This is a genomic window from Bradyrhizobium sp. UBA2491, assembly GCF_002341725.1.
Classification (GTDB): domain Bacteria; phylum Pseudomonadota; class Alphaproteobacteria; order Rhizobiales; family Xanthobacteraceae; genus Bradyrhizobium.
Genome location: NZ_DDOP01000079.1, coordinates 115616 through 140339 on the forward strand (window position 1 = coordinate 115616; position 24724 = coordinate 140339).

Annotated in this window: 11 protein-coding genes; 9 read left to right on the forward strand and 2 right to left on the reverse strand. The window is 65.6% G+C overall.

The annotated features are described in order from the left end of the window. Window positions 1–68 precede the first annotated feature (68 nt). Window positions 69–12053, forward strand: coding sequence for a filamentous haemagglutinin family protein (locus B2W55_RS27260; RefSeq protein WP_029878873.1), 11985 nt, complete (start codon window positions 69–71; stop codon window positions 12051–12053). Between the two features lie 71 nt (window positions 12054–12124). Here B2W55_RS27260 and B2W55_RS27265 read toward each other — a convergent pair whose 3' ends face one another. Both B2W55_RS27265 and B2W55_RS27270 read right to left on the reverse strand, forming a co-directional pair. Beyond that, window positions 12125–13729, reverse strand: a complete 1605-nt coding sequence (locus tag B2W55_RS27265; protein ID WP_024579767.1) for an ABC transporter substrate-binding protein — start codon at window positions 13727–13729, stop codon at window positions 12125–12127. 23 nt (window positions 13730–13752) lie between these two features. Further along, window positions 13753–14955: a serine hydrolase domain-containing protein gene (locus tag B2W55_RS27270; RefSeq protein WP_024579768.1), complete on the reverse strand. Its 1203-nt coding sequence runs from the start codon at window positions 14953–14955 to the stop codon at window positions 13753–13755. Between the two features lie 233 nt (window positions 14956–15188). Between B2W55_RS27270 and B2W55_RS27275 the strand changes: the two genes are divergently transcribed. The 8 genes from B2W55_RS27275 (at window position 15189) to B2W55_RS27310 (ending at window position 24719) form a co-directional block, all read left to right on the forward strand. After that, entirely contained in the window at window positions 15189–15860 is a 672-nt protein-coding gene (locus tag B2W55_RS27275; protein WP_024579769.1) for a helix-turn-helix transcriptional regulator, read from the forward strand. Between the two features lie 338 nt (window positions 15861–16198). After that, window positions 16199–17776, forward strand: coding sequence for a gamma-glutamyltransferase family protein (locus B2W55_RS27280; RefSeq protein WP_024579770.1), 1578 nt, complete (start codon window positions 16199–16201; stop codon window positions 17774–17776). Between the two features lie 327 nt (window positions 17777–18103). Then, the gene (locus B2W55_RS27285) at window positions 18104–19771 is read left to right on the forward strand and encodes an amidohydrolase (RefSeq protein WP_024579771.1); all 1668 of its coding nucleotides are present in this window, start codon (window positions 18104–18106) and stop codon (window positions 19769–19771) included. Beyond that, window positions 19768–20859 (forward strand): CobW family GTP-binding protein, encoded by a 1092-nt coding sequence (locus B2W55_RS27290; RefSeq protein ID WP_029878874.1) that lies wholly within the window; start codon window positions 19768–19770, stop codon window positions 20857–20859. Before B2W55_RS27285 ends, B2W55_RS27290 begins: the two co-directional genes overlap by 4 nt. 46 nt (window positions 20860–20905) lie before the next feature. After that, window positions 20906–22219 (forward strand): ABC transporter substrate-binding protein, encoded by a 1314-nt coding sequence (locus B2W55_RS27295; RefSeq protein ID WP_029878875.1) that lies wholly within the window; start codon window positions 20906–20908, stop codon window positions 22217–22219. 165 nt (window positions 22220–22384) lie between these two features. Continuing rightward, window positions 22385–23137, forward strand: a complete 753-nt coding sequence (locus B2W55_RS27300; protein WP_244442147.1) for an ABC transporter ATP-binding protein — start codon at window positions 22385–22387, stop codon at window positions 23135–23137. Beyond that, window positions 23124–23822 carry an ABC transporter ATP-binding protein gene (locus B2W55_RS27305; protein WP_024579775.1) on the forward strand — a complete coding sequence of 233 codons (699 nt, stop codon included), beginning with the start codon at window positions 23124–23126 and terminating at the stop codon, window positions 23820–23822. Before B2W55_RS27300 ends, B2W55_RS27305 begins: the two co-directional genes overlap by 14 nt. Window positions 23823–23852: 30 nt before the next feature. After that, window positions 23853–24719: a branched-chain amino acid ABC transporter permease gene (locus B2W55_RS27310; RefSeq protein WP_024579776.1), complete on the forward strand. Its 867-nt coding sequence runs from the start codon at window positions 23853–23855 to the stop codon at window positions 24717–24719. Window positions 24720–24724: the final 5 nt, after the last annotated feature.

A 24724-nucleotide genomic window follows, 5' to 3' on the forward strand; every position in this document is an offset into this window, starting at 1 on the left:
AGGGTCTCGGTGCCGGCGCCGACACGAAGACTCGGCTGCATATGGCTCCCGCGCAAGAAAGCGATCCCATGGTTCCCCGCTTCTCCAGCTCTCTCTCCCGCGCCACCATTCGCGCTGCGTTGTTCGGCAGCGTCAGCGTTGCGGCATTGCTTGCCAACGCGCCGGTGACCGCGCGTCCGTTTGGGTCGGCCTGGACAGCCTCACCATCGGCCGCGGCGATGGCTGCGTCGCAATCGACGGCGCAGGATGCGGCGGCCGCCGCCAAGCAGGGCCAGGATGCGATGACGCGGGCGACGCGCGCCATCCAGGCGATGCAGGGCTTGCAGAATGCAGCGCGCAGCGCGGCGCAGGCCTCGCAGCGTTCGGTGACGCTGCCGCAGGTCGCGGTCCCCAACGGCCTTGCGCCCGGCGGACTGCAGGCGGCGCAGGGATGGCAGGGCGCGAACGCGCCGACGCAGGCGATCGATGCCACAGGCCAGACCCAGGTCGGCATCCGGCAAACCCGGGCGCAGGCGATCCTCAACTGGAATTCGTTCAACGTCGGCGCACGCACCACGCTGACCTTCGACCAGCAAGGCAATGCCAATTGGGTCGCGCTCAACCGCGTGGCCGGCAGCACGGCGCCGAGCCAGATCCTCGGCAATATTAAGGCCGACGGCTCGGTCTATGTGATCAACCAGAACGGCATCATCTTCGGCGGCGCGAGCCAGGTGAATGTCGGCTCGCTGATCGCCTCGAGCGCTGGCATCACCGATACCCAGTTCCTCACCAACGGCATCTACGCGCAGCAGGCCGGCGGCCAATACGTGCCGAGCTTCACCGGCGCGCGCGGTGCCGTCAGGGTCGAGGCCGGTGCGCTGATCTCGACCAACGCGCCGTCGTCGGTGACGCAGGGCGGCGGCTTCGTCCTGCTGATGGGCACCGAGGTCAGCAATGCCGGCTCGATCAGCGCGCCGCGGGGCCAGGTGCAACTTGCCGCCGGTAACGACTTTCTGCTGCGGCCGGGTTACAGCACCGACGCCAACCAGGCCTCGACCACGCGCGGCAACGAAATCTCGCCGATCGTGCGCGATGCGATCGCGGCGGTCGGCAATTCCGGCCTGATCTTCGCCCAGCAGGGCGACATCACGCTGGCGGGCCGCAGCATCGCCCAGGACGGGGTGCTGGTCGCCACCAGCTCGGTCAACACCCGCGGCACGATCCACCTGTTGAACGCAGCTTCCGATGCGGCCGGCAGCATCACGCTCGGCAGCGGCAGCCTGACCACGATCCTGCCCGAGCTCGACAGCAGCGAGACCGCGCTCGACAGCCAGCGCAGCCAGTTGGTCGCCGATTCCACGGCGTTCACCCATGCTCCGGTTGCCAACGCCCAGTTCGACAACCTTTCGCAGCTGTCCGACCGGCTCGACCAGGGACGGATCGAGATCGTCAGCGGCGGCACCGTCACCTTCAAGGACAGCTCGATCACGCAGGCGCAAGGTGGCCAGGTGGCGGTCAGCGCCAGCCATCGCGTCTTCGCCGAGAGCGGATCGGTCATCGACGTCTCGGGCGTGCGCGGCGTGCTGCTGCCGATGTCGTCCAACAACCTGCTGATCAACGTGCAAGGCAATGAGCTGCGCGACTCGCCCGGCAACCGTGATGCGGACTACCTGAAGAACGCGGATATCTGGATCGACGCGCGCGACCTGGTGTTGGTGCCGGCAGGCAGCGGTGGCTATGCGACCGACCGCTACTATACGCCGGGCGGCCTGCTCGAGGTCTCCGGCTATCTCGCCAACAGCGCTCACCGGATCGGCGAATGGGCCGCGGTCGGCGGCACCGTCACGCTGGCCGGGCCGGAGGTCGTCGCGCAGAAAGGGGCGGTGTTCGACGTCTCCGGCGGCTCGCTCAGCTATCAGGGCGGTTATGTCCTCACCTCCAATCTGCTGGGCGCGGACGGCCGCCTCTACAGCATCGGGCAGGCACGCGCCGATACGACGTATTACGGTCTTGGCGCCGGATTCATCCGCGAGCACAAGCTCGGCGGCAAGGTTGCGCCGAATCTGACCGAAGTCTGGGCCAATCCGTTCGGCAAGGGCCGGCTGACGAGCCGCTGGGAGGACGGCTACACCATCGGTCGCGACGCCGGGTCTCTGGTGCTGTCGACGCCGACGGCGGTGTTCGAAGCGGACATCCTCGCGGATGTCGTCACCGGTTCACGCCAGACCACGGAGCGGCCGGACGGCATCGCCGACGGCTACAAGCTGTCTCAGAATGTCGCGCCGCTCCAGGGCAAGCTCGCGCTCGGCGGCTATTCGGGAATCGGCCTCACCGCCGCATCCGACGCGCGGGTCGTGTTCGGCCGAACGGCCGGGATCACCGACACGCTGAATGCCTCGTCGGCGTTGCCCGACGACCGGATCGGGACGGCGCTGTTCAATTCGGACGCACTCAATGCCGCCAAGCTGGGTGGGCTCAACGTTGCGAGCAGCAAGCAGATCGTGGTCGATGCGCCGCTCGAGCTTGCCCCGGGCGCGCAGGTGACCTTCGCGGCGCCGCATCTCGAGCTCGACGCAAACGTCACGGCGCATGGCGGCAGCGTGACGTTGACCAATCTCATGCATGCGTTGCTCGGTCAGGGGCAGAACGAGCAATGGTGGGCGCTGAATGACGCCAACGGCAAGGCGCAGGTCACGATCGGCGAGAAGGTCATCGTTGATCTCAGCGGGTTGTGGAGCAACGGACTGACCGGAGCCGATACTTCCGGTCAGGCGCATCTGGATGGCGGCAACTTCACCGTGTCGACGACCGGCGGCATCACGCTCGCCAGCGGGTCGCTCATCGATGTGTCCTCGGGTGGCGCGATCCTGTCGACCGGCAAGACGATCGGCGGCAAGGGCGGCAATGTCAGCCTCATCGCCAATGACTATTCGCATCTGGCCTGGACGCAGTTCTTCACCAATCCGCTGATCCTCGATGGCACGATTCGCGGTTATGGTTTTGCCGGTGGCGGCACGTTGACCTTGAACGCGGGCCAGGAGATCGCGATCGGCGAAGCCGTGGCCGATGCGCTGGTGCTCGATCCCGCGATCTTCCAGTCCGGCTTTACGGCCTACAACATCAGCAGCAACACCGGCATCCAGATCGGCGAGGGCACGCGCGTGGACGCCGCGGTGCCGGTCTATCGTTTCACCGAGGGCAGCTTCACCGCGCCCACCGGGAGCCCTGTCGCAGATGCCGCGGAACTCTGGACGCCGCCCAGGTTCACGATCGACCCCTTCAAGTACAGCGCCACGCAGCGTGTCGGCGCCGACGTGACGTTCTCGAGCCTGCACGATTTCACGCTGGCGAAGGGCGCGTCCATCAATGTCGATCCGGGCCGCTCGGTTTCGATCTACGCCAATCGCCAAACGGTGATCGACGGCACGATCACGGCACCCGCCGGCAACATCCTGATCACGAGCCTGCAAGACGCCCCCGGCGACAACCGGTACAACATGGGCTATGGCGAATTCAGCCTGACGCGTTCGTTCTGGATCGGCGACGACGCGGTGCTCGATGTCTCGGCGCGTGATGCAGTGTCGCTCGACGCGCGCGGGGTGTCCTACGCGGCGGTGCCGGATGGCGGCACGATCCGGATCGGCGGCACGGGGGCGCTCGATTCAGACGGCTATCCCGTGGTCAGCGATGCCTTCGTGATCGTTCGCCCGGGCGCGCTGATCGATGCGTCGGGGACTGCCGCGCTCGTCGACGTCCTCAACGGCAATCGCTATGTGCCGACCCTCGCCGCGAGCGATGGCGGGGCGATCTCGCTCTATTCCAGTTTCGGGATGGCGCTCGACGGCACCTTGCGCGCCGCTTCCGGCGGCAGTGGCGCTTCCGGCGGCACGCTGAATCTGACCATGTCGAGCCGCGGCTATGCCGTCGGGCAGCCAAACGCGAATGCGCCCTATGCCACGGGCAATCTGCCCGAGGCATTCCAGCGGTCGCGCGATATCACGCTGGTGCAGTACGCGCCGGGCAGCGGCTTGAGCGCCGATCTGTCGCCCGGCGAGGCCGATCCGGCCCTGAAATTCGGGCGGACGGTGATCGGCGTCGACCAGGTCGAGAAGGGCAGCTTCGGTTCGCTTTCGCTGTACACGCGCGATCTTCTCGTCTTCGACGGCAATGTCGATCTCAGCCTGTCGCGCAGCCTTCACCTGTCCAGCGGCGTGATCGCCGCGGCGCCCGACGCACCAAACAGCACGATCCGCCTGTCCGCGCCCTATGTCCGTCTGGATGGCGTTTACGACGCGGCCAAGGCGCAGGCGCAGATCGGGTATTCGCCCGGCATCAACGACCTTCATGTCCGCAATCCGGCCGATGGCGGAAGTTTCACGGTGGCAGGCGACCTCGTCGACGTCTACGGCAACGTCCAGTTCGGTGCCACCGGCAAACAAGGCAGTGGATCCGTCGATCTTGGGCGGCCTATCAGCGTTGCGTTCGATGCCCGTGGCTTTCATCAGGTCACGTTGCAAAGCAGCGGCGACATACGCTTCGGCAATGGCGGGCTCGATGTCGAGAATCTCGCGCTGACCGCGGACCAGATCTATCCCTTGAGCGGCGCCGTCGCGATCATCAAGGTCGGGAATCGTCCAGGCGGGAACAACAGCGTCTATGATTCCGATGCTCGTCTCGTCATCCGCCGCAATGACGACGAGACGCCGGCGGTCCCGGCATCGGTCTTCGGTGATCTCGTCTTTATTGCCGCCAACATCGATCAGGGCGGCGTCGTTCGGGCGCCGCTCGGCCGTGTCTGGTTCAACAACTATCAATCGCTCGCCAACACCCTGGCCCAATCGAACATCACGTTCCGCAGCGGCAGCATCACCTCCGCGAGCGCGGCCGGCCTGATCATGCCATTTGGCGGCACTTCGGACAGCATCACCTATCAAGGCGCGGACGGCACGCTGCACAATCTTGCAAGTGCGTCCTATGACGATCATACAAGCAGCGTAAAGATCGCCAGCGGCGTTTCGATCAATGCCACGTCGTTCATAGGCGAGGTCGGGGCCGTGATCGATCTGACCGGCGGCGGCACGCTCACGGGCGCGGGTTTCGTCTCCGGCCGCGGCGGCTCGGTCGATGTGCTGAAGACGGCGCTGGTCAACGCCAATCCGGTCAACAGCTATAGCGCTGCCGGCAACAAGGTCTATGCGATCGTACCTGGTTCGGCGGACAAATACGCGCCGGTGATCGCAACCAACGGTGCCGGCGATCCGGTGATCGGCCAGCAAATCACGCTTCCCTCCGGTGTGCCGGGAGTACCGGCGGGCACCTATACGCTGCTGCCCTCGAGCTATGCGCTGGTGCCTGGCGGCTACCGGGTCGAGTTCGGCGTGACCGGAACGACCGTGACGCCGGCTGTGACGGCGGGTAACGGTTCGGTCGTCACATCGGGCTATCTCGGAGTTGCCAACACTGGAATCCTGGACGCGCTGCCGACGCGCGTGATCCTCACGTCCGGCCAGACCGCACGGCTCTATTCGCAGTACAACGAGACCAGCTATGCTGACTTCGAGCGAGCGCAGGCCGCCACCTTCGGCGGCTTCCGGCCTCGCTTGCCGGAGGACGGCAAGGTGCTCGACATCACCCTTCGTCCGTCGTCCGACGGCAGCAATCCGCTGTCCTTCGCAGGCGCCGCACTGTTCGATGGCGCCAAAGGCGGCATTGACGGCACGCTGATCATCCGACCGTCGTTCACCACGACAGGGCCTGCCGTGCTCGACATCACGGCGCCAGGTGTTACGCCCATCGCGGGGCATGTGTCGATCTCGAGCGCCGATATCAATGCCTTCAAGGCGCCGACGCTTCTGTTGGGCGGCACGAGCGCATACTTCACCGATGACAATCCCGGAGCCGGCGCCAAGATCTATTTTGACGGAAGCTCGACCGCTTCCGTCAATCTGCTCGATGGAACGATTGTCAGCGCGGGCCAGGTGTTCCTGGTAGGCAACACCATCAACATAGCCAGCGGCGCGACGGTCGATACGCGCGGACTGGGCAATAGCCTCGTCGATTCGACGCTCGGTTACGTCTATTCCAACATCGGACCTTACACGTCGGCGAATCCCGACCAGAGTCCCGCTGTGCTCGCGGTGGCCAATGGCTGGTTCCAGTTCCTGGATGCCGTTGGACCCGGCAAGATCAGCATTGCGAGCGGTGCCTCGCTGCTGACCGACGGCAGTGTGGTGCTCGCTGCCCCGGGCGGACTCACGATGGGCGACGTCAATTTCGGCGCGCGCTACCTCAACGTCACGCAGGCGCAGGTCAATGTCGGCACCGAGGCCGCGCTTGCCGCGGCGCAGGCCGCAGGCCATTTGCCGACCGGCTGGAATCTCACCCAGAGCGTGCTCGACAAGCTGCTACGGCCGTCGACGACCGCCGGCACGCCCGCGCTCGAGCAGCTCATCATCACGGCGAGCGGCGCCTTCAATCTGATCGGCAGTGTCGACCTCGACATCACGCGCCAGGGCGGCGCTTCCTCCGATTCTCTCAAATTCGTGCTCAATACACCGGCCATCTACGGTCTCGGCGCCGCGGGCGACACTGCCAGCATCACCGCCGACACGCTGGTCTGGAACGGCATCCGTACCGGCAGCGGCACGACCACGAGCCCCTACGGCAACCAGGCGCCTGGCGCTGTGCTGCCCAGCGGACCCGGCACGGGAGCGGGGCATCTCGCCATCGACGCCAGCGAAATCCTGTTCGGCTATGACGCCTCGCTGAGCAAGACGACCGATGGCGCCACCCTGGGCCGTCTGGCGCTTGGCTTCTCTGACGTCACGCTGACGGCGGCGAGAAGCATCACATCGAACAGCAATGGCACGCTGAAGGTCGGGCTCAGCCAGGACGGCAGCGGCATCTTGCAGGGCGGCGCGCTCACCATCGCTACCCCGCTGATCACGGCCAGCAACGGGTCCAAGCTCGATGTCAGCGCCGGCGCAGCGATACGCCTGGTCGGGGTAGCGGGGGCCGCTCCCGCCGACACACGCGGTGTGACGGATCTCGGCGGCACGCTCTCCTTCACCGGCGACAGCGTCCTTGTCGATACCGCATTTGCCTTGCCTTCCGGCAAGCTGACGCTGAATGCGACGCACGACATCGTGCTCGGCGCAAACGCGACCCTCGACCTCTCGGGCCGCAGCATTGCCTTCTTCGATGTCACCAAGTCCAGCTGGGGCGGCGATCTCATCCTGAGCTCGGCGAGCGGCAACATCATCCAGAATGCGGGTTCGGTGATCGACGTCTCGGCCGTCAGCAATGCCGCGGGTTCGATCACGGCCAGGGCGATCGACGCAGCGCACGGCCAGGTTTCGTTCGCCGGAACGCTCAAGGGATCTTCGACCGGCGATTACGACAGCGGCCAGTTCGCGGTCGCGGCGCAGAATTTCGGCGATTTCGCCGCGCTGAATGCCAAGCTCAACGATGGCGGTTTCTTCAGCGCCCGCGGCTTCGATCTGCGGCAGGGCAGTCTCGTCATCGGTGACGGCGTCAACGCACGCACCGTGACGATCTCAGTCGATCAGGGCAGCCTCACGGTCGATGGCAGGATCGATGCGAGCGGGGCGAAGCCCGGCACCATCCGCCTGTCTGCGCGCGACGACCTAACGCTCACCTCGAATGCCGTGCTCGATGTTCATGGCAATGTGTTGCAGACCGACAGCTACGGGGCGCCGATCGAGGCCGACAACACCGCACATGTCGAGCTCACGACCACGCGCGGCACCATGACGCTGGCCGCAGGCGCGACCATCGACATGACTTCACCGGATGGCGTGGCACGCGGCAAACTTGAGCTGAACGCGCCGCGCCGCGGCGGCACCGGCGGAGACGGTGCGGGCGCCAACGACATCGCGATCGACGCGCGCGGCCCGCTCAATATTCGCGGTGCGAGCAGCATCGCGATGAACGGGTTCCGCACCTACGACCTTCCGGACGGTAGTGCGATCGACCAGGCCTATCTCGATGGCCTGAATGACGACAGCACGGCGTTCATCAACGCGGCGCTCCAGAACGCCGACTTACAGAACCGCCTGGCCGGGCTCGCGGCCTATGGCTCAGCCTACCATCTGCGGCCGGGCGTCACCATTGCGTCAGACGGGGCTCTCTCGACGAAGGGCGATCTCGATCTCTCCGGCTATCGCTATGGGCCGAATGCCGATCCGGCGGTGCGCGGCTCCGGCGAACCGGGCGTGCTCGTCGTCCGCGCCGCCCACGATCTCAAGATCAACGGCAGCATCACCGACGGCTTCGCACCGCCAGCCGCGTCGCCGGACGCGGTCGAAACGCTGATGCAGAACGCCACGGTGGGCGCCGGTGGCTACGTCGTCAAACTCAGTGGAACGACGCTCGGTACGGGGTCGGTGATTCCAGCAACGGCCAAGGTGAACATGTGGCTTGAGTACACGGCCACGGCCCCAGCGCTCGATCGCAGGATCAACGTCACGCCCAGCAGCGACCATCCGCTGCCTGTCGATGTCGTATTGTCACAACAGTTCAAGATAACCCTGAACCTGACCATCAAGCCGACGCTGAGAGGCGGGAATATCTACGGTCCGGACGGCAGCGTGCTCTACCGGGATGGCGAGCTGCTCGAGGGCACGGTGACCTGGCCGGCCGGCAGCAAGATCAGTGCCGGTGTCTATTTCGACGGTGCTGGCGCGAACCGGCTCCTTGGATCGGGAATCTTCTTCGTGCCGATGAAGCTTCCGCCCAACACCGACTTGACGCTGTTCAGAGGCTACACGTTCCGGCAAGACGTCGATCTTCCGGTTGGATTCGTGTTGCCGCAGGGAACGGTCGTCAGCATGTTGACCGGACCGGGCGATCGCCAGATCTGGGCGATCGCACCGATGCTCGCACCGGGGATGCAGTCCTGGTCGATGCGGCTGGTCGGCGGCGCCGACCTTGCGAGTGCCGACGGCCGCACGTTGCAGACGGCCGACGCGCTGGCCGGTTCCGGCAACGTGGTGCTGAACGATCCCTTCAGCGTCACCATCAACAAGCCGACGACGCCAGGCGTCAGCGTCGTGCGCACCGGAACGGGCGACCTCGAGATTCTCGCTGGCGGCAGTTACGACCAGCAGTCCGCATTCGGGGTCTATACCGCCGGCACCGCCATCAAGGAGACCGGGACCGCGGCCAACGATCCCTATAACCTCGATCGGGGCAGATTGCCCGATGGCGCGATGCTGGGTTCGGCGAACGCCAACTATCAGGCGACGCTCGGCGCGGAGCGGATGTACTACCCCGAGCATGGCGGCGATTTCGTTCTGGTCGCGCAAGGTGATGTCAGGGGTGCACTGCTGGGCAGAACTACCGCGATCGGATCCTGGCTGTGGCGCCAGGGTGGTTCGGAGATCGATCAGCGGACCGCCTGGGGCATCAATTTCGGCAGCTATACGGTCGATCAGATCCAGGATCCAAGCAGGTTGTCGTTGGGACTGTCCGCGTTCTCCGGCCTCGGCGCGCTTGGCGGCGGCAATGTGACGGTGCAAGCGGGAGGCACGGTGGGCGATGCAGGCCGTGGCGTGGTCATCGCCGTCGGCGGCAGCGGCCGTGTGATGGCCGATGGCAGCCTCGCGCAGACCGGCGGCGGTTCGCTGTCGGTGAAGGCCGGCGATATCGGCACCGGCGGCAATCAGTTCGTCAATCTGCGCGGACGCACGGATATCGCAACGGGAGACTTCGGCAGCCTGACCGCGTCGAACGTCCGTAACGACGGCGGCTCGGATCCGCGGCCGATCAATCCGTTGACGCCGTATTCGATGACGACGCTCGCGGGCGGAGACTTCGCGCCGGGCGACAGCGTGATCGACATCCGCGCGCGCGGCGATCTCGCTGTGGGAACGATTCTCGATCCCGGCCGTGTCGGTGTCACCGGCTTGACCGCCGTGGACAATGGCGGCTCCGCCGCGAGCTGGTTCTCGCTATGGACCGGGACCACCGCGCTCGACATGTTCGCGGCCGGTGGTTCGCTCTCGCCGGGCAGCGGCCCGCGTTCCTCCCACTTCCTGCCGTCGATCGTGCATGCGGTCGCCGCGAACGGAAGTATCTACGGCCTCGGCGGAGGATTCCTGCTGCCGTCATCGAGCGGCTCGTTCGAGGTTCTCGCGCAAGGATCGATCTTCGGCAACATGCAGGAGACCGGCCTTCTGACGACTCCGACGTCGGGTCTGGCGACACCGTTCAAGCCGGGCTGGGCAACCTTGACCGATGGAATGAATGTGACCAACTCCAACTATTGGGGCGACCCCAAGGCGATAACCGACCAGGTCAACGGTGCGCAGAACGTCTACACTTACGCGGACGGCGGACAGCCCTTCGTCTTCGACGCAAACACGGTAAAGGACAGGGCCGTACCGGCCCAAAGCGATCCGTCGCGCATCTATGCAGTGAACGGCGATATCACGGGCATCACCTATGGCGAGATCCTGACAAACAAACAGATCGTTGCCGGTACCACCATCAATATCGTGTCGTATCAGGCGGCCAGGCCGCTGCGGATGCTGGCGGGCGGTGACATCGTCGATACGATGGGCCTGATCCTGCACAGCGATCAAAACGACGTGTCGACCATCGCGGCGGGCGGCAGCATCATCTATGCCGGTTGGCCAGGGCTCCAACTTGCGGCGAAGCAAGGATGGGCGATCGCCGGGCCGGGCACGCTCGAAATCACGGCGGGCAGGAACATCTATCAGGGGTCCACGGCCACGGTCGAAAGCATCGGAGCTCTCGCGGCAGGGGACAGCCGCCCTGGCGCGGGCGTCGTCATGCAGGCCGGCGTTGGCGCGGGCGAGGTTGGCGTCGGGCAGGTGGATTGGTCAGCCTTTGCCAGGCTGTATCTCGATCCGAACAATCTCGCCGGCGCCGGGCCGCTCGCCGACCAGCCCGGCAAGGTCGCCAAGACCTATGGGGACGAGCTCTACGACTGGCTTACGCAACGCTTCGGCTATGCCGGCGCCAAGGCCGATGCGCTCGGTTACTTCCTGGCGCTTCCGGGCGAGCAGCAGCGCATCTTCCTGCGGCAGGTCTACTATGCCGAATTGACCGCAGGTGGCCGCGAGTACAACGAGGTCGGTGGTCCGCGCACCGGTTCCTATCTGCGCGGCCGCGAGGCGATCGCGGCGCTGTTCCCGCATGATGACGCCTATCGCGGCGACATCACGATCTTCACCGCGGCATCCGGCACGCCGGGCGCGGCGAACTACAAGATTCAAAGCGGCTTCGTGCACACCGATTTCGGCGGCGACATCCAGTTCCTGACCCCCGGCGGCGGCGTCACGATCGGCACCGAAGGATTGGTGCCGGGCGCCGACGCGGGCCTGATCACGCAAGGCGCGGGCAACATCCAGATCTATTCGCAGAACAGCGTGTTGATGGGCCTGTCGCGCATCATGACGACGTTCGGCGGCAACATCATGATCTGGTCGGCGGAGGGCGATATCAACGCCGGCCGCGGAGCCAAGACCACCGTGATCTATACGCCGCCGAAGCGCGCCTATGACAGCTACGGCAATGTCACGATATCGCCGGTGGTGCCGTCGAGCGGCGCTGGCATCGCAACCTTGCAACCGATCCCGGAAGTGCCGCGCGGGACGGTCGATCTGATCGCGCCGCTCGGCACCGTCGATGCGGGCGAAGCCGGCATCCGCGCGTCGAGTTTCGTCAACATCGCGGCGCTGCATATCGTCAACGCCGCCAACATCCAGGCACAAGGCGGCGTGATCGGCGTGCCGGTGGTCCAGGCGCCCAACATCGGCGCGTTGAGCGAAGCATCGAACACCGCCGGCGCCGCGGCCCAGCAGGCGGCCGCGCCGCCGCCGCGCACCAATGACCAGCCATCCGTGATCATCGTCGAAGTGCTCGGCTATGGCGGCGGTGATGGCAGCGAGGAGCCGAAGCGGCGCGGCAACGACAAGCAGAGCCAGTACGACCCGAACAGCGCGTTCCAGTTGATCGGCGACGGCCAATTGAGCGCGGAGCAGATGAAGAAGCTGACGCCGGAAGAACGCCGTCAGGTTGTGAACTGAAGCATGATCCGGACAGGTGCTAACCGGCTCTCAGAGAGAATCGTGCTCACGTGGAGCGTGGCAGCGCGCCATCAGCCGGTCTTGTCGACGTTCCAGAACAGCGGCACCGGCGCGCGGACGATGTCCTTCAGCACCTTCCGCGTCGCCGCCGGCTGGTTGTACTGCCCGGTCGGGACGTGGGTCACCACCTCATAGGCGCGCGCCTGGATCTTGTCGGCGAGCGCCTTCTGGTCCGTCGGCGCCGCGGCGCGGGAAAAGCCGTCGCGCAGCCGCTCCAGCTCGGCATCCTCGACCCAGCCGAAGAAGCCGCCATTCTTGCCCTTGCCGTTGACGCAGGCATTGCCGATCGGATTGATCAGGTCCGCGCTGGCCCAGGTCGAATGGTAAAGCGACCAGCCGCCCTCGGCTGGCATCGATTGCTTGGCGCGCCGTGCCACCACCGATCCCCAATCCATCGCCAGCAGGTTGACGTTCATGCCGATCGAACGCAGCGCCTCGGCGGTGACCGTGCCGAGCGCGGTGATGATCGGGGCGTCGGTCGCGTGCAGGATCGTGATTGGCTCGCCCTTGTAGCCGCCCTGCTTGAGCAGCTCCCTGGCCTTCGCGGTGTCGGCCCTGGTCGACCAGCCGATCGTGCTCTCGAACGGCGTGCCGGCGATGAAGATCGCCGGGGTGATCTTGTAGTAGTCGGGGTTGCCGATCTGGGTGTCGAGCCAGTCCTTCTGGTTCACCGCGTGCAGCACGGCCTGGCGGATTTCCGGCCGGTCGAACGGCGGCACCAGCCAGTTCATCCGGCACATGCCGGAGAAGCCCAGCGTGTTGTAATCGGTCAACTCGACATTCGAGGCCCGCGCCAGTAACGGATGATGGTCGTGTGGCGGCACCTCGAAATAGTCGATCTCGTCGTTGATCAGCGCGTTGGTCGCGATCTGGAAGTCCGGCACGCTGATCCATTCGTAGCGGCCGATCTTCACGACCTTGCCGCCGCCGGTGCCGTCCGATGGCTCGTCGCGCGAGACGTAGTCAGGGTTTCTCTCGTAAGCCGCCTTCACGCCGGGCTGGAATTCCGAGGTGACGAAGCGGAACGGCCCGGAGCCGACGTGGTCCGTGATGGCCTGGTCGGCGGCCGTCGCGGCAATCCGCGCCGGTACGATGAACGGCACGTTGGCGGTCGGCTTGCCGAGTGCCGCCAGCACGAAGCCGCATGGCTCCTTCAGCACCATGCGGAAGGTTCGTTCATCGACCGGCTTCAGCTCGGCGACGAATTCGAACAGCTTCTGGCCCATCGAATCGCGTTTTGCCCAGCGTTGCAGCGAAGGGATCACGTCGGCCGAGGTCACAGCGCTGCCGTCGTGGAATTTGAGGCCGGGCCGCAGCCGGAATGTGTAGGTAAGGCTGTCGGCGGAGGCCTCCCAGGCCTCGACCATCTGCGGCTTGATCTCGAATTTCGAATTGGTCGAGAACAGCGTGTCGTAGATCATGTAGCCGTGGTTGCGGGCGGTCCACGCCGTCGTCATGATCGGATCGGTGGCACGCAGCGGCGCGTGCATGACGGCCGTGATGGTCTTCGTGCTGGCCCGCGCGATGCCTGGCATCGCAAGACTTGGCACCGCAAGGCCGAGGCTCGCGCCGGCGCCAACCTGCAACAGGCGGCGGCGGTTGATCGATGGTCCCATGATGTCCCCCTGTCGCAACCGGCTCAGGCCTCGCCCGCGAGCCTGGCCGCGATCGCGCGATAGCCGCGCATCCACATATGATCGAGATCGAGATCCATCGGCAGCGGCTGCGAGGAGACGCGCGCGATCACCGTCTCGTGCGTCGGATCGATGTAGATCCATTGGCCATGGATGCCGACGGCCGCAAACGGAGTCTCGCGCCGGTCGAGCGTGTACCATTTGTTGCGGTAATTGCCGTTCGGGAACACCTTGGTCAGGTCGCCGCGCGACCACGCCTCCGCATTGCCGTTCTGCCTGATGTCGTCGACCCACCAGCCCGGCACCACCTGGCGTCCGTTGCTGATGCCGTGGTTGCGCATCATCTCGCCGAACCGGGCGAGGTCACGCAGCGTCGCGCAGATGCCGCCGGCGACGCGCGCGGCACCGCGGGAATCGACCGTGATGTAGGCGTCGTGCTCGGCGCCCATCGGCTGCCACAGATATTGCGTGAGGATCTTCGCGTAGGACATGCCGCAGGCACGCTCATAGACCCAGCCGAGCACGTCGGTGTTGGTCGAGACGTAGTGGAAGGTCTCGCCGTGCGGCGCGCCGTTTGGCCGCAGGGTGCGCAGATAGTCGCGCAAATTGGTCGGCGGAATGGTTGGATCCGGCGGCTCCCAACCGGTCGAGCGGCGGTAGTTCATGACGTCGCCGTCGCGCGACATGTAGTCCTCGTCGAACCGGATGCCCACGCTCATGTCGAGCAGATGCCGCACCGTGCAGGCGCCGCCATAGACCGATCCTTCCATCTCGGGGATGTAGCGCGTCACCGGCGCGTCGGGATCGAGCATGCTGCGATCGGCCAGGATGCCGCCAAGCGTTCCGGCGACCGACTTGCTGACGGAGAAGATGAGGTGCGGCGTGTCCGGCGTCAGGCCGTGCGCATACCATTCGAACACGACCTGTCCGCGATGCGACACCACGATGCCGTCGGTATGGCTGGCGCGCAGCGCCTGACCGACGCCGATCGTCTTTCCGTGCGGGTCGGCGAAGCCGATGTCGTCGAGATGGCGCTGTGCAAAGGACAGCGGCGCCGGCGTCTGGGCGCGTGCGATGTTTGCGGTCGGCAGCAGCTCGCGGACGTTACGAAATCCCCACTCGCTGAACGGATGCTGACGCCAGTTGGCGAGCGTGACTTGTTGGTCGGCGGCCGAGGGGAAGGCAGCCATGATGCGACGCGAATTCATTCTTGATCCAGCAATGATATCGGAAGATGTCTGAAAGTTCCGCATGCGCCGCGCCGCTCGCAATCAACCGGATGGTGGAGGGGGCCGTCGGGTTACCCCGGCGTAACCGCGTCTGGCGTGGGCGCTGCGCCGGCTTGGCCCGCAATTTGCTTGACTATGCCCAGCGTCTGCCCCAGCGTGACGGGCATGCGACGCGCAGACGTTCGCCATCGGGAAACATCGGGAGGTAGGTCATGATCGCGCTTCTGGGCCGACCGGATCCGGCAACCACGCAGGCCATTCAGTTCGCGCGAGGAATTCTCGAAGGGTCTGCGACCGCGTTCTACGAGGTCGATGGCAGCCTGACGCTGAACCGCTTCGTGCTCTCCAGCAACGTCCCGCCGAGTTTCCACGACCAGTATCTTGCCGGCATGAACCGGCTCGATCCGCTGCATCCTCGCTCCGCGAGCAACCGGCCGATCGCCCGGCTGAGCGTCGCCCTCAGCCAGTGCGCGACCCAGGAGGCGGCGACCTACCGTGCCTTCGCCGGCCAATGCGGCGTCGCCGACATGATCGAATTCTTCTTCCGCCGCAACGACCGGATCGTCGCCGGAATGAGCGTGCTCTGGGCGCCGGGCTGTGCGATCCCCGACGGCTCCATGCACATCGCCGAGAAGATCCACGACTATCTCGAGTTCAACCTGACCAGCCGCCTGTCGAACACCGACGAGCCGGCACGCTACGGCCTGACCTCGCGCGAGATGGAAGTCGTCGAGCTGTTGTGCTGCGGCCGGACCAACCGCGAGATCGGCGAGTGCCTGAACATCGGGCTCGCAACGGTGAAGACGCACCTGATCCACATCTTCGAGAAGCTCGGCGTCGAGACCCGCTCGGCCGTCGTGGCGATGATGTCGCGCCCGCACTAGGGCGAACGTGTCGCGCTCTAGGTGCCTTCCAGGCGTCGTCCTGGCGAAAGCCAGGACCCATAGCCACCGCCGTTGATTGTGAACGGGGTTGTGGCTCCAGCGTCGCACCGCAATTGCTATTTGGGGTGATGGTCCTGGCTTTCGCCAGGACGACACCGAGTGTGTGGCGCGGCCTCTAAGTCACAGGTCCCATACTCTCGCGACATGATTTGTCCGCTTGATCCACCTTACGGTGGATTGCTGCTGCCGCCCGCGCAAGCCGAGAGTTCCGCGAGGACCGGTGTCGTTTTCGACAATGTTGGCGAGCGGCTGCCGCTCACAACATCTGAGGAAGCGAGATGCGTGATTTCATGGTCATCGGCCGTTCGGTGGCGGTTGCGGAACGTGGCATGGCGGCGACCTCGCACCCGCAGGCGACGCTCGCCGCGGTCGAGATGCTGAAAGCCGGTGGCAATGCCGTCGATGCCGCGGTGGCGGCGGTCGCGGTGCAGGGCGTGGTCGAGCCGCAGATGACCGGGATCGGCGGCGACTGCTTCGCGCTGTATTCGCCGAAGGCCGGCGCACCGATCGCGCTGAACGGCTCCGGCCGCACGCCTGCCGGCACCGACGCCGGGAAATTCTCCGCAAGCGACGCCCGCGACATTCCGCCGACCGCGCCCGAGGCGGTGACCGTGCCGGGCGCGATCGATGCCTGGTGCAGGCTGGTCGCCGATCACGGCAGCAAGTCGTTGGAGGAGATCTTCCGGCCGGCGATCTCGGCCGCCGAGCAGGGCTTCTGTGTCACGCCGCGGGTCGCCGAGGATTGGCGCCGCTTCCGGGCGCGGATCGAGATCGACGGCAATGCGGCCGCGCAGTTCCTTCCCGGCGGAAAGACGCCCGACATTGGCGATGTACGCTCGCAACCTGCGCTCGGCCGTACCTTGCGCCGGATCGCGCAACACGGGCGCGAGGCGTTCTATGTGGGCGAGGCCGCCGACGAGATGGTCGATATCCTGCGCGGCCTCGGCGGGGCACACAGCAGCGAGGATTTCGCCGTGCAGACCTCCGATTACGTGCAGCCGATCTCGGCGCATTACCATGACCACGACGTGGTCGAGTGCCCGCCGAACGGGCAGGGCCTCGCCGCGCTGATGATCCTGCGCACGCTCGCAGGCTTCGACGTCGGCGCGCTCGCACAGGCCGATCGCATCCATCTGCTGGCTGAGGCGACCAAGGCCGCTTACCGCGCGCGCGACGCCTTCTTCTGCGATCCCGCCACCGGCGCCGTCGATCCTGCCGCTTTCCTTGCCGATGGCTACATCGGAAGGATCCGCAGCAAGATCGACATGAACAGCGCCTCGGCGCCCGCCATCTGGGACGACATCGAGCACCGCGACACCGTCTATGTCACGGTGGTCGACCGCGACCTCAATGCGGTGTCGCTGATCAACTCGCTGTTCTATCCGTTCGGCAGCGGCATCTATGCGCCGAAATCGGGCATCCTGTTGCACAACCGCGGGTGGAGCTTCCGTGCCAGGCCTGGACACCCGAATTCGCTCGGGCCGCGCAAGCGGCCGATGCACACCATCATCCCCGGGCTGCTGCGCAAGGATGGCAAGACTGTGATGTCGTTCGGGGTGATGGGTGGGCACTATCAGGCTGCGGGACACGCTAACCTACTGTCGAACATCTTCGACATGAAGATGGATATCCCGGCGGCGGCGGAAGCGCCGCGCTCCTTTGCCTTCGATGGCGTGCTGTCGCTGGAGACGACGATTTCGCCTGATGTGCGCGACGACCTTCGCGCCCGCGGCCATGATGCGCGCTTCTCGGAGGAGCCGATCGGCGGCTGCCAGGCAATCCGCATCGATCATGCGAGGGGCGTGCTGTTCGGAGCCTCCGACCACCGCAAGGACGGGCTGGCGCTGGGATTCTAACGCGCGACGCAGAATTCGGATTAATAGAATAGTATCACCGATTTGCCAGACGTGTCAAGTCGCGTACCGGGTGCCGGCACGCCGCCGGCTGCTTTGCATGGGGTTGTTTTCGATATTTTGGAAGTGCGCCCCTGCGGGGGCAGGCAATACGCAATAGTCCTGCGCTTGCAGGGAGGCGGCGGGAGCATCCACCGGATGGTGGATTGTTCCCGATGCCGACATGCCGAACCTTTGGCGTCACGCTGGCGTCGTGCGCGGTTCGGCGTTGTGCACCGCACGGCGAAAGGCTGATCGCTCCAGGTATTTCCAATCGAGAAGTTGATCCGCATGAGCAGGACATTCGCCGACACGGTCTTCCGCAACGGCCGGATCTACACCTCGAACCGTGGCCAGCCCTGGGCGACATGCGCGGCGATCAAGGGCGGCCGGTTCGTCGCCGTGGGCGAGGAGCGCGACGTCGCGTCGCTGATCGGCGAGGCGACGGCGACCGTCGATCTCGGCGGCCGGATGGCGATGCCGGGGATCGTCGACATCCACAATCACATCATGATGGGCGGGCAGGCCGATCTCTACGAACTGCGCTTCTCCAACGCCGACAGCATTCCAAGGATTGCCGAGACCCTGCACAAGGCGGCGTCGGCGGCTGCGCCGGGCGCCTGGATCGTCGGTGGCCAGTTCGGCAACAATCTGCTGAACGAGATGAACACCGCGGAGTCCTGCGCGCTGCTCGATGCGGCATGCCTCGGTCATCCGGTCGTGTTGCGCGACGACACCTATCACAACCGCTGGGCAAGCTCGGCGGCGCTGCGGCTCGCCGGCGTGCAGGCCGATTCCGACGACCCGACCGACGGCGAGATCGGCCGTGACCTCAAGACCGGGACGCTGACTGGGATCATGATCGAGGCCGCCTCGGGGCTGGTGGAGCGGGCGCTGGCGGCGTCCGGTCACTACACAGCGGAGATGGACCGCGCCGCGGTGGCGCGCTCGATCTCGGTGCTCAACACCTACGGTGTCACCGCCTTCATCGATGCTGCCAGCATGCAGCCGATCATGGCCGCGCTGAAGGGGCTCGACGATCGGGGCGAGCTCACCGCCTGGGCGGTCTGTGCGATGCCGGTGGTCGAACCGGGCTTCATGTTCGGCAAGGCCGGCGAGGAGCTGTTTGCGCTGCGCGAGCAGTATCGCGGCGCCCATGTGAAGCCTGATTATGTCAAGGTATTCCTCGACGGCGTGCCGGGTGCCAAGACCGCCGCCTTCCACGAGCCTTATCTGGCCGATCCCGTGCGTGGCTGCTGCTTCCGCGGCGCGACCATGCTGACGGTGCCGGACCTGATCCGCTGGCTCGGACGATGCGAGAAGCTCGGCCTTGCCGCCAAGATCCATTGCGCTGGCGATGCCGCGGTGACGCAGGCACTCGATGCCATCGACGTGGTGCGCAGCTTCAACGGGGCGACCGATCTGGTGCACCAGATCGCGCATGCGAGCTACATCGCGCCCGACGACATCAAGCGCTTCGCCGAGCTCGGCGTTGCCGCCGATCTGTCGCCGATCATCTGGTATCCGACCATCTTCCTCGAGGCGCACAAGGCCGCGATGGGTGAGGAGCGCGCGCAGCGCTTCTGGCCGAACAAGGACCTCAAGGAGGCCGGCGCGTTGATGGCGGGCGGTTCGGACTGGCCTGTCATCCCGATCCCCGATCCCTGGCAGGGCATCGAGGGCATGGTGACACGGCAAAACCCGACGGGGGACTTTCCCGGCAAGTCGCTGTGGGCGGAGCAGGCGCTCGATCTCGCCACCGTGATCGACATCTACACCATCGACGCCGCGCGCGCGGCCGGCCTCGGCCAGTCGATCGGCTCGATCGAGGTCGGCAAGTCGGCCGATCTGATCGTGCTTGACCAGATGATCTTCGACATCCCGTCGGACCAACTGGCCGATACGCGGGTCGAGATGACCTTCTTCGAAGGCCGCAAGGTCTACGAGCGGGGTGCATGATGATGACTGTGGACCAGATCCCGGTCACGGTGCTGACCGGCTTCCTCGGCAGCGGCAAGACCACGGTGCTGAACCATCTGCTGCGCCAGAAGGAGCTCAATGGCGTTGTCGCCATCATCAACGAGTTCGGCGAGGTGGCGTTGGATCATCTGCTGGTCGAGAGCAGCGAGGACCGGCTGGCGCTGCTCGACAATGGCTGCATCTGCTGCTCGGTACGCGAGGATCTGATCGAGACGCTGGCCGATCTCGCCGCGCGTCGCTCCGCCGGCACGATGCCGCCGTTCCACCGTGTGCTGGTCGAGACCACCGGGCTCGCCGATCCGGTGCCGGTACTGCATACGCTGATGACGGCGCCCGATGTCGTCGGCCGCTACCGGATCGACGGCGTGGTCGCGACCGTCGATGCCGTCAATGGCGCGCACACCCTTGCAGCCCATGACGAGGCCGTCAGGCAGATCGCGGTCGCTGACCGGCTGCTGGTGACCAAGACCGATCTGGCCGCCGACGACGCGCTGGCGCGGCTCGAGGCGCGTCTTGCCGCGATCAATCCGGTCGCGGTGCGTCATCGCGTGTGGGACGGGATGGTCGATCCGGCAAAGGTGCTCGATGCCGGGCTGTTCGATCCGGCGGCCCGCTCCGCCGACGTGGTGCGCTGGTTCGACCTGGCGTCGCAAGCGGCGAATGCGCCGCACGATCATGCGGAGCACCATTGCGACGGCGATGATTGCGGCCACCACAGCCACCATGCGCACGACGCGGGTGTATCGTCCTACAGCCTGATCATCGACCAGCCGATCGAGCGCGAAGCGTTCGCGCGCTGGCTCGACTATGTCGCGGCGCTGAAGGGCGAAGACCTGCTGCGCTTCAAGGCGATCGTGCATGTCGCCGACGCGCCGGATGCACCTGTCGTGGTGCATGGCGTGCAGCACGTGTTCCATCCGCCGATCACGTTGCAGGGCTGGCCGTCGGCCGACCGGCGCTCGCGGCTCGTCTTCATCGTGCGCGGCATCCCGCGCGAGATCATCGAGAACACATTGTGCAAATTCGCGGCGGTCAGCCGCGCAGCTATTCAGAGATCCGCGGCGTAAGTCCGCGGTCGAATGATTTCATCATTGGTTATGGAGGGAGAGGGACATGACTGAGATAAAAAATGACAAGACATCCGGCCGGCTCGACCGGCGCACGCTGCTGAAGGCGGCCGGCGCCACTGGCCTCGCATCGGCGATGAACGTGCCGCTGGTCAACGTCGCGCGTGCCGCCGGCAACACCATCAAGATCGGCTGGGTCGGGTGCCTGTCCGGCGTCCGCGCGCAATTCGCCGAGCCCGATCCCTGGATCCATGAGCGCATCAAGGCGCGGCTGAAGGACGGTCTGAAGATCGGCGGCAAGACCTATCAGGTCGAGCTGGTGTTCAAGGACAACCAGTCCGATCCGAACCGTTCGTCGGTGATCGCGAGTGAATTGGTGCTCCGTGAAAAATGCGACCTGATCCTGATCGAGGACGGCGACGCCCAGCCGCCGGTGCAGGAGCTCGCCGACGCCCGCGGCATTCCCACGATCTCGACCCAGGTGCCGTGGCAGGGCTGGATGTTCCCGCGGAAGTCGACGCCGGACAAGGGTTTCCCCTACAGCTACCACTTCTTCTGGGGTGCCGACGACGTCGCGCGAAATTTCCTCGGCATGTGGCAGTCGGTCGAGACCAACAAGAAGGTCGGCACGCTCTATATCGACAATCCGCCGGGCCAGGCGTTCTCCGATCCGAAGCTCGGGCTGCCGGCGGGCATCTCGGCGGCCGGCTATCAGGAATTCTCGGCCGGCAAATTCCAGATCGCAACCGACGATTTCACCAACCAGATCGCGCTGTTCAAGAACAATGGCGTCGACATCGTCTCCGGCTTCACCTTCAGCAATCACTGGGTGACGCTGTGGAACCAGGCCGCGCAGGCTGGCTTCAAGCCCCAGATCTGCACGGTGGCCGCGGCCTTCCTGTTCCCGGCAGCGGTGAACGCGCTGGGCGATCGCGGCGACGGCATGTCGACCGAGGTGTGGTGGACGCCGGCCTATCCGTTCAAATCGTCGCTGACCGGACAGAGCGCCGCCGAACTCGCGGCCGAATGGGAGAAGACCACCGGCAAGCAATGGACCCAGCCGATCGGTTACGCCCATGCGTTGTGGGAGGTCGGGCTGGCGGCGTTGCAGAACAGCGATCCCAAGGACAAGAATTCGCTGCGCGATGCGATCGCGGGCCTCGACATGGAGACCGTGGTCGGCCGCGTCAAGTTCAAGGACAGCCCGATCAAGAACGTCGCGGTGACCTCGCTGTCCGGCGGGCAATGGCGCAAGACCAAGGGCGGCAAGTCGAAATACGAGCTCCTGATCGTGCACAACGGCACCGCGCCGTTCATCCCGAAGCAGGCCGATCTCCAGCTGTTGTCGAAGCTCGCCTGAGATGGCGCCGCTTCTGCGCACTTCTGTCTTGCTTGGAATGAACGGGCTCCTGGACACCGTCATGGCCGGGCTTGTCCCGGCCATCCACGTGTTTCTTTGCGCGGACATGAAGACGTGGATGACCGGGACGAGCCCGGGCATGACGAGTTTGTGGAGACACTGATCGTGCCGATTCCCATCAGCGATCGTCCACCGCTTCTGCGCGTCAGCGAGCTGGCCAAGCGCTTTGGCGAGATCGTGGTCGCCGACGGCGTCAGCTTCGAGCTGGCGCGCGGCGAATGCCTTGGCGTGATCGGCCCGAACGGCGCCGGCAAGAGCTCGCTGTTGAACCTGATCGTCGGCCTGCTCACGACCGACGGTGGTTCGATCATGCTGGACGACAAGGAGATCACAGGGCTACCGCCGCACCAAAGGGCACGAATGGGGCTCGGGCGGGCGTTCCAGATTCCGCAGCCGTTTCCGCATCTGTCGGTCTATGAGAACGCGCTGGTCGCCGCATCCTATGGCGCGGGCCTGTATGGCGAGGCAGCGTCGAACTGGACCATGGAGGTGTTGCAGCGGACCGGGCTCGACGCCAAGGCCGACAAGCTCGCCGGCGCGTTGCCGCTGATCGACCGCAAGCGGCTGGAATTCGCCAAGGCGCTGGCCTCGAAGCCGAAGCTGATCCTGCTCGACGAGATTGCCGCCGGCCTGACTGAGCCCGAGGTCGAGCGGCTGGTCGCGATCATCAAATCGGTCAAGGCGGATCACGCCATGATCTGGATCGAGCACATTCCGCATGCGCTGCGGGCGGTGTCGGATCGCATCCTGGTGCTCGATTTCGGCCGCAAGGTGCTCGAAGGGCCGCCGGCCGAGGTGATGGACAGCGCGGTGGTGCGCGAGATCTACATGGGATTGAAGGCCGATGGCGTTGCTTGATGTGAACGGCCTGCAAATCTTCTATGGCGATCTCCAGGCTGTGTTCGACATGAACTTCACCGTCGCGGACGGCGAGGCGGTGGCGCTGGTCGGCGCCAACGGCGCCGGCAAGTCCACATTCCTGAAGGCGCTGGTCGGGCTCAACGAGGAGCGGCGCGGAGCGGTGGTTTTCGACGGCATCGACATCTCGCAGATGCCGGCCGAAGATGTGTCGCGGCTCGGCCTGATCATGGTGCCGGAGGGCCGGTTGCTGTTCGACTCGCTGACCATCGAGGAGAACCTGCTGATGGGTAGCGTCAACCGGCGCAAGGGCAGCTGGACCCTGCGGCGAGTGTTCGACCTGTTCCCGATCCTGGAGGAGCGGCGGCGGATGTTTCCGGGCCAGCTCTCCGGCGGCCAGCAGCAGATGGCGGCGATTGGCCGCGCGCTGATGTCGAATCCACGGCTCCTGCTGTGCGACGAGATCTCGCTCGGGCTCGCGCCGGTGGTAGTCGAGCAGATCTATCGCTCGTTTGCCGACATCCGCCGCGAGGGCACCGCCGTCGTGCTGGTCGAGCAGGACGTCAAGCGCGCGCTTGCGACCTCCGAGCGGATTTATTGCCTGTTGAAGGGGCGGGTGTCGTTGACCGGCCCGGCGCAAGGGTTGCAGCCGGAGCAGCTGACGCACGCCTATTTCGGAAACTAGCCAAGAAACTAGCCAAGGTTGGCAACGAACATGATCTGGGTTGAGACATTGATCAACGGCGCCCTGCTGGGCGGGCTTTACGCGCTGCTCGGCATCGGACTCGCGCTGGTGTTCGGCGTGATGCGCGTCGTCAACATCGCACACGGCGAATTCATGGTGCTGAGCGCGTTCTGCGCGGTGCTGCTGGCCAATCTGTTTCCGGCGGTGCCGCCGCTGCTGATGCTGATCCCGGTGCTCGCGCTGTCCTTTGCGGTCGGCTGGCTTTACCAGGCCGTCATCGTCAACCGGGTGGTGACGTCGCCCGATCCGCTGTCGCCCTTGCTGTTGACCTTCGGCGTCTCGGTGATCCTGCGCAACGTGATGGTCGAGGTGTTCGGCGCCGACGTGCGTAGCTTGCAAGTCGGCGAGCTGTCGCGCGCCAGCCTCGAGATCGGCGGTCTCAACATCGGCATCATGCCGCTGCTGACGCTGGTGTTGGCGGCGCTGTTGTTCGTGGCGTTGCAGCTGGTGCTGCGCCACACCGAGTTCGGCCGCATCGTGCGCGCCACCGCCGACCGCCGCGACATCGTCCGTCTGTCCGGCGTCAAGCCCGATCGGGTCTATAACTATGTCATGGGTCTGTCGCTGGCGCTCGGTGCGATCGGCGGCGTCCTGCTCGCGGTGCGCTCGAGCTTCACCCCGTTCTCGGGTGCCGAGCGGCTATTGATCGCGTTCGAGGTCGTGGTGCTCGGCGGGCTCGGCTCGTTCTGGGGTGCGCTGCTCGGCGGTATCGCGCTCGGCATGGCGCAACTGATCGGGCTGAAGATCGATCCCAATGCCGGGCTGCTCTATGCACATCTGTTGTTCTTCATCATGCTGTTGATCCGTCCGTCCGGCCTCGTGTCGAGCAAGGTGTGACGCCG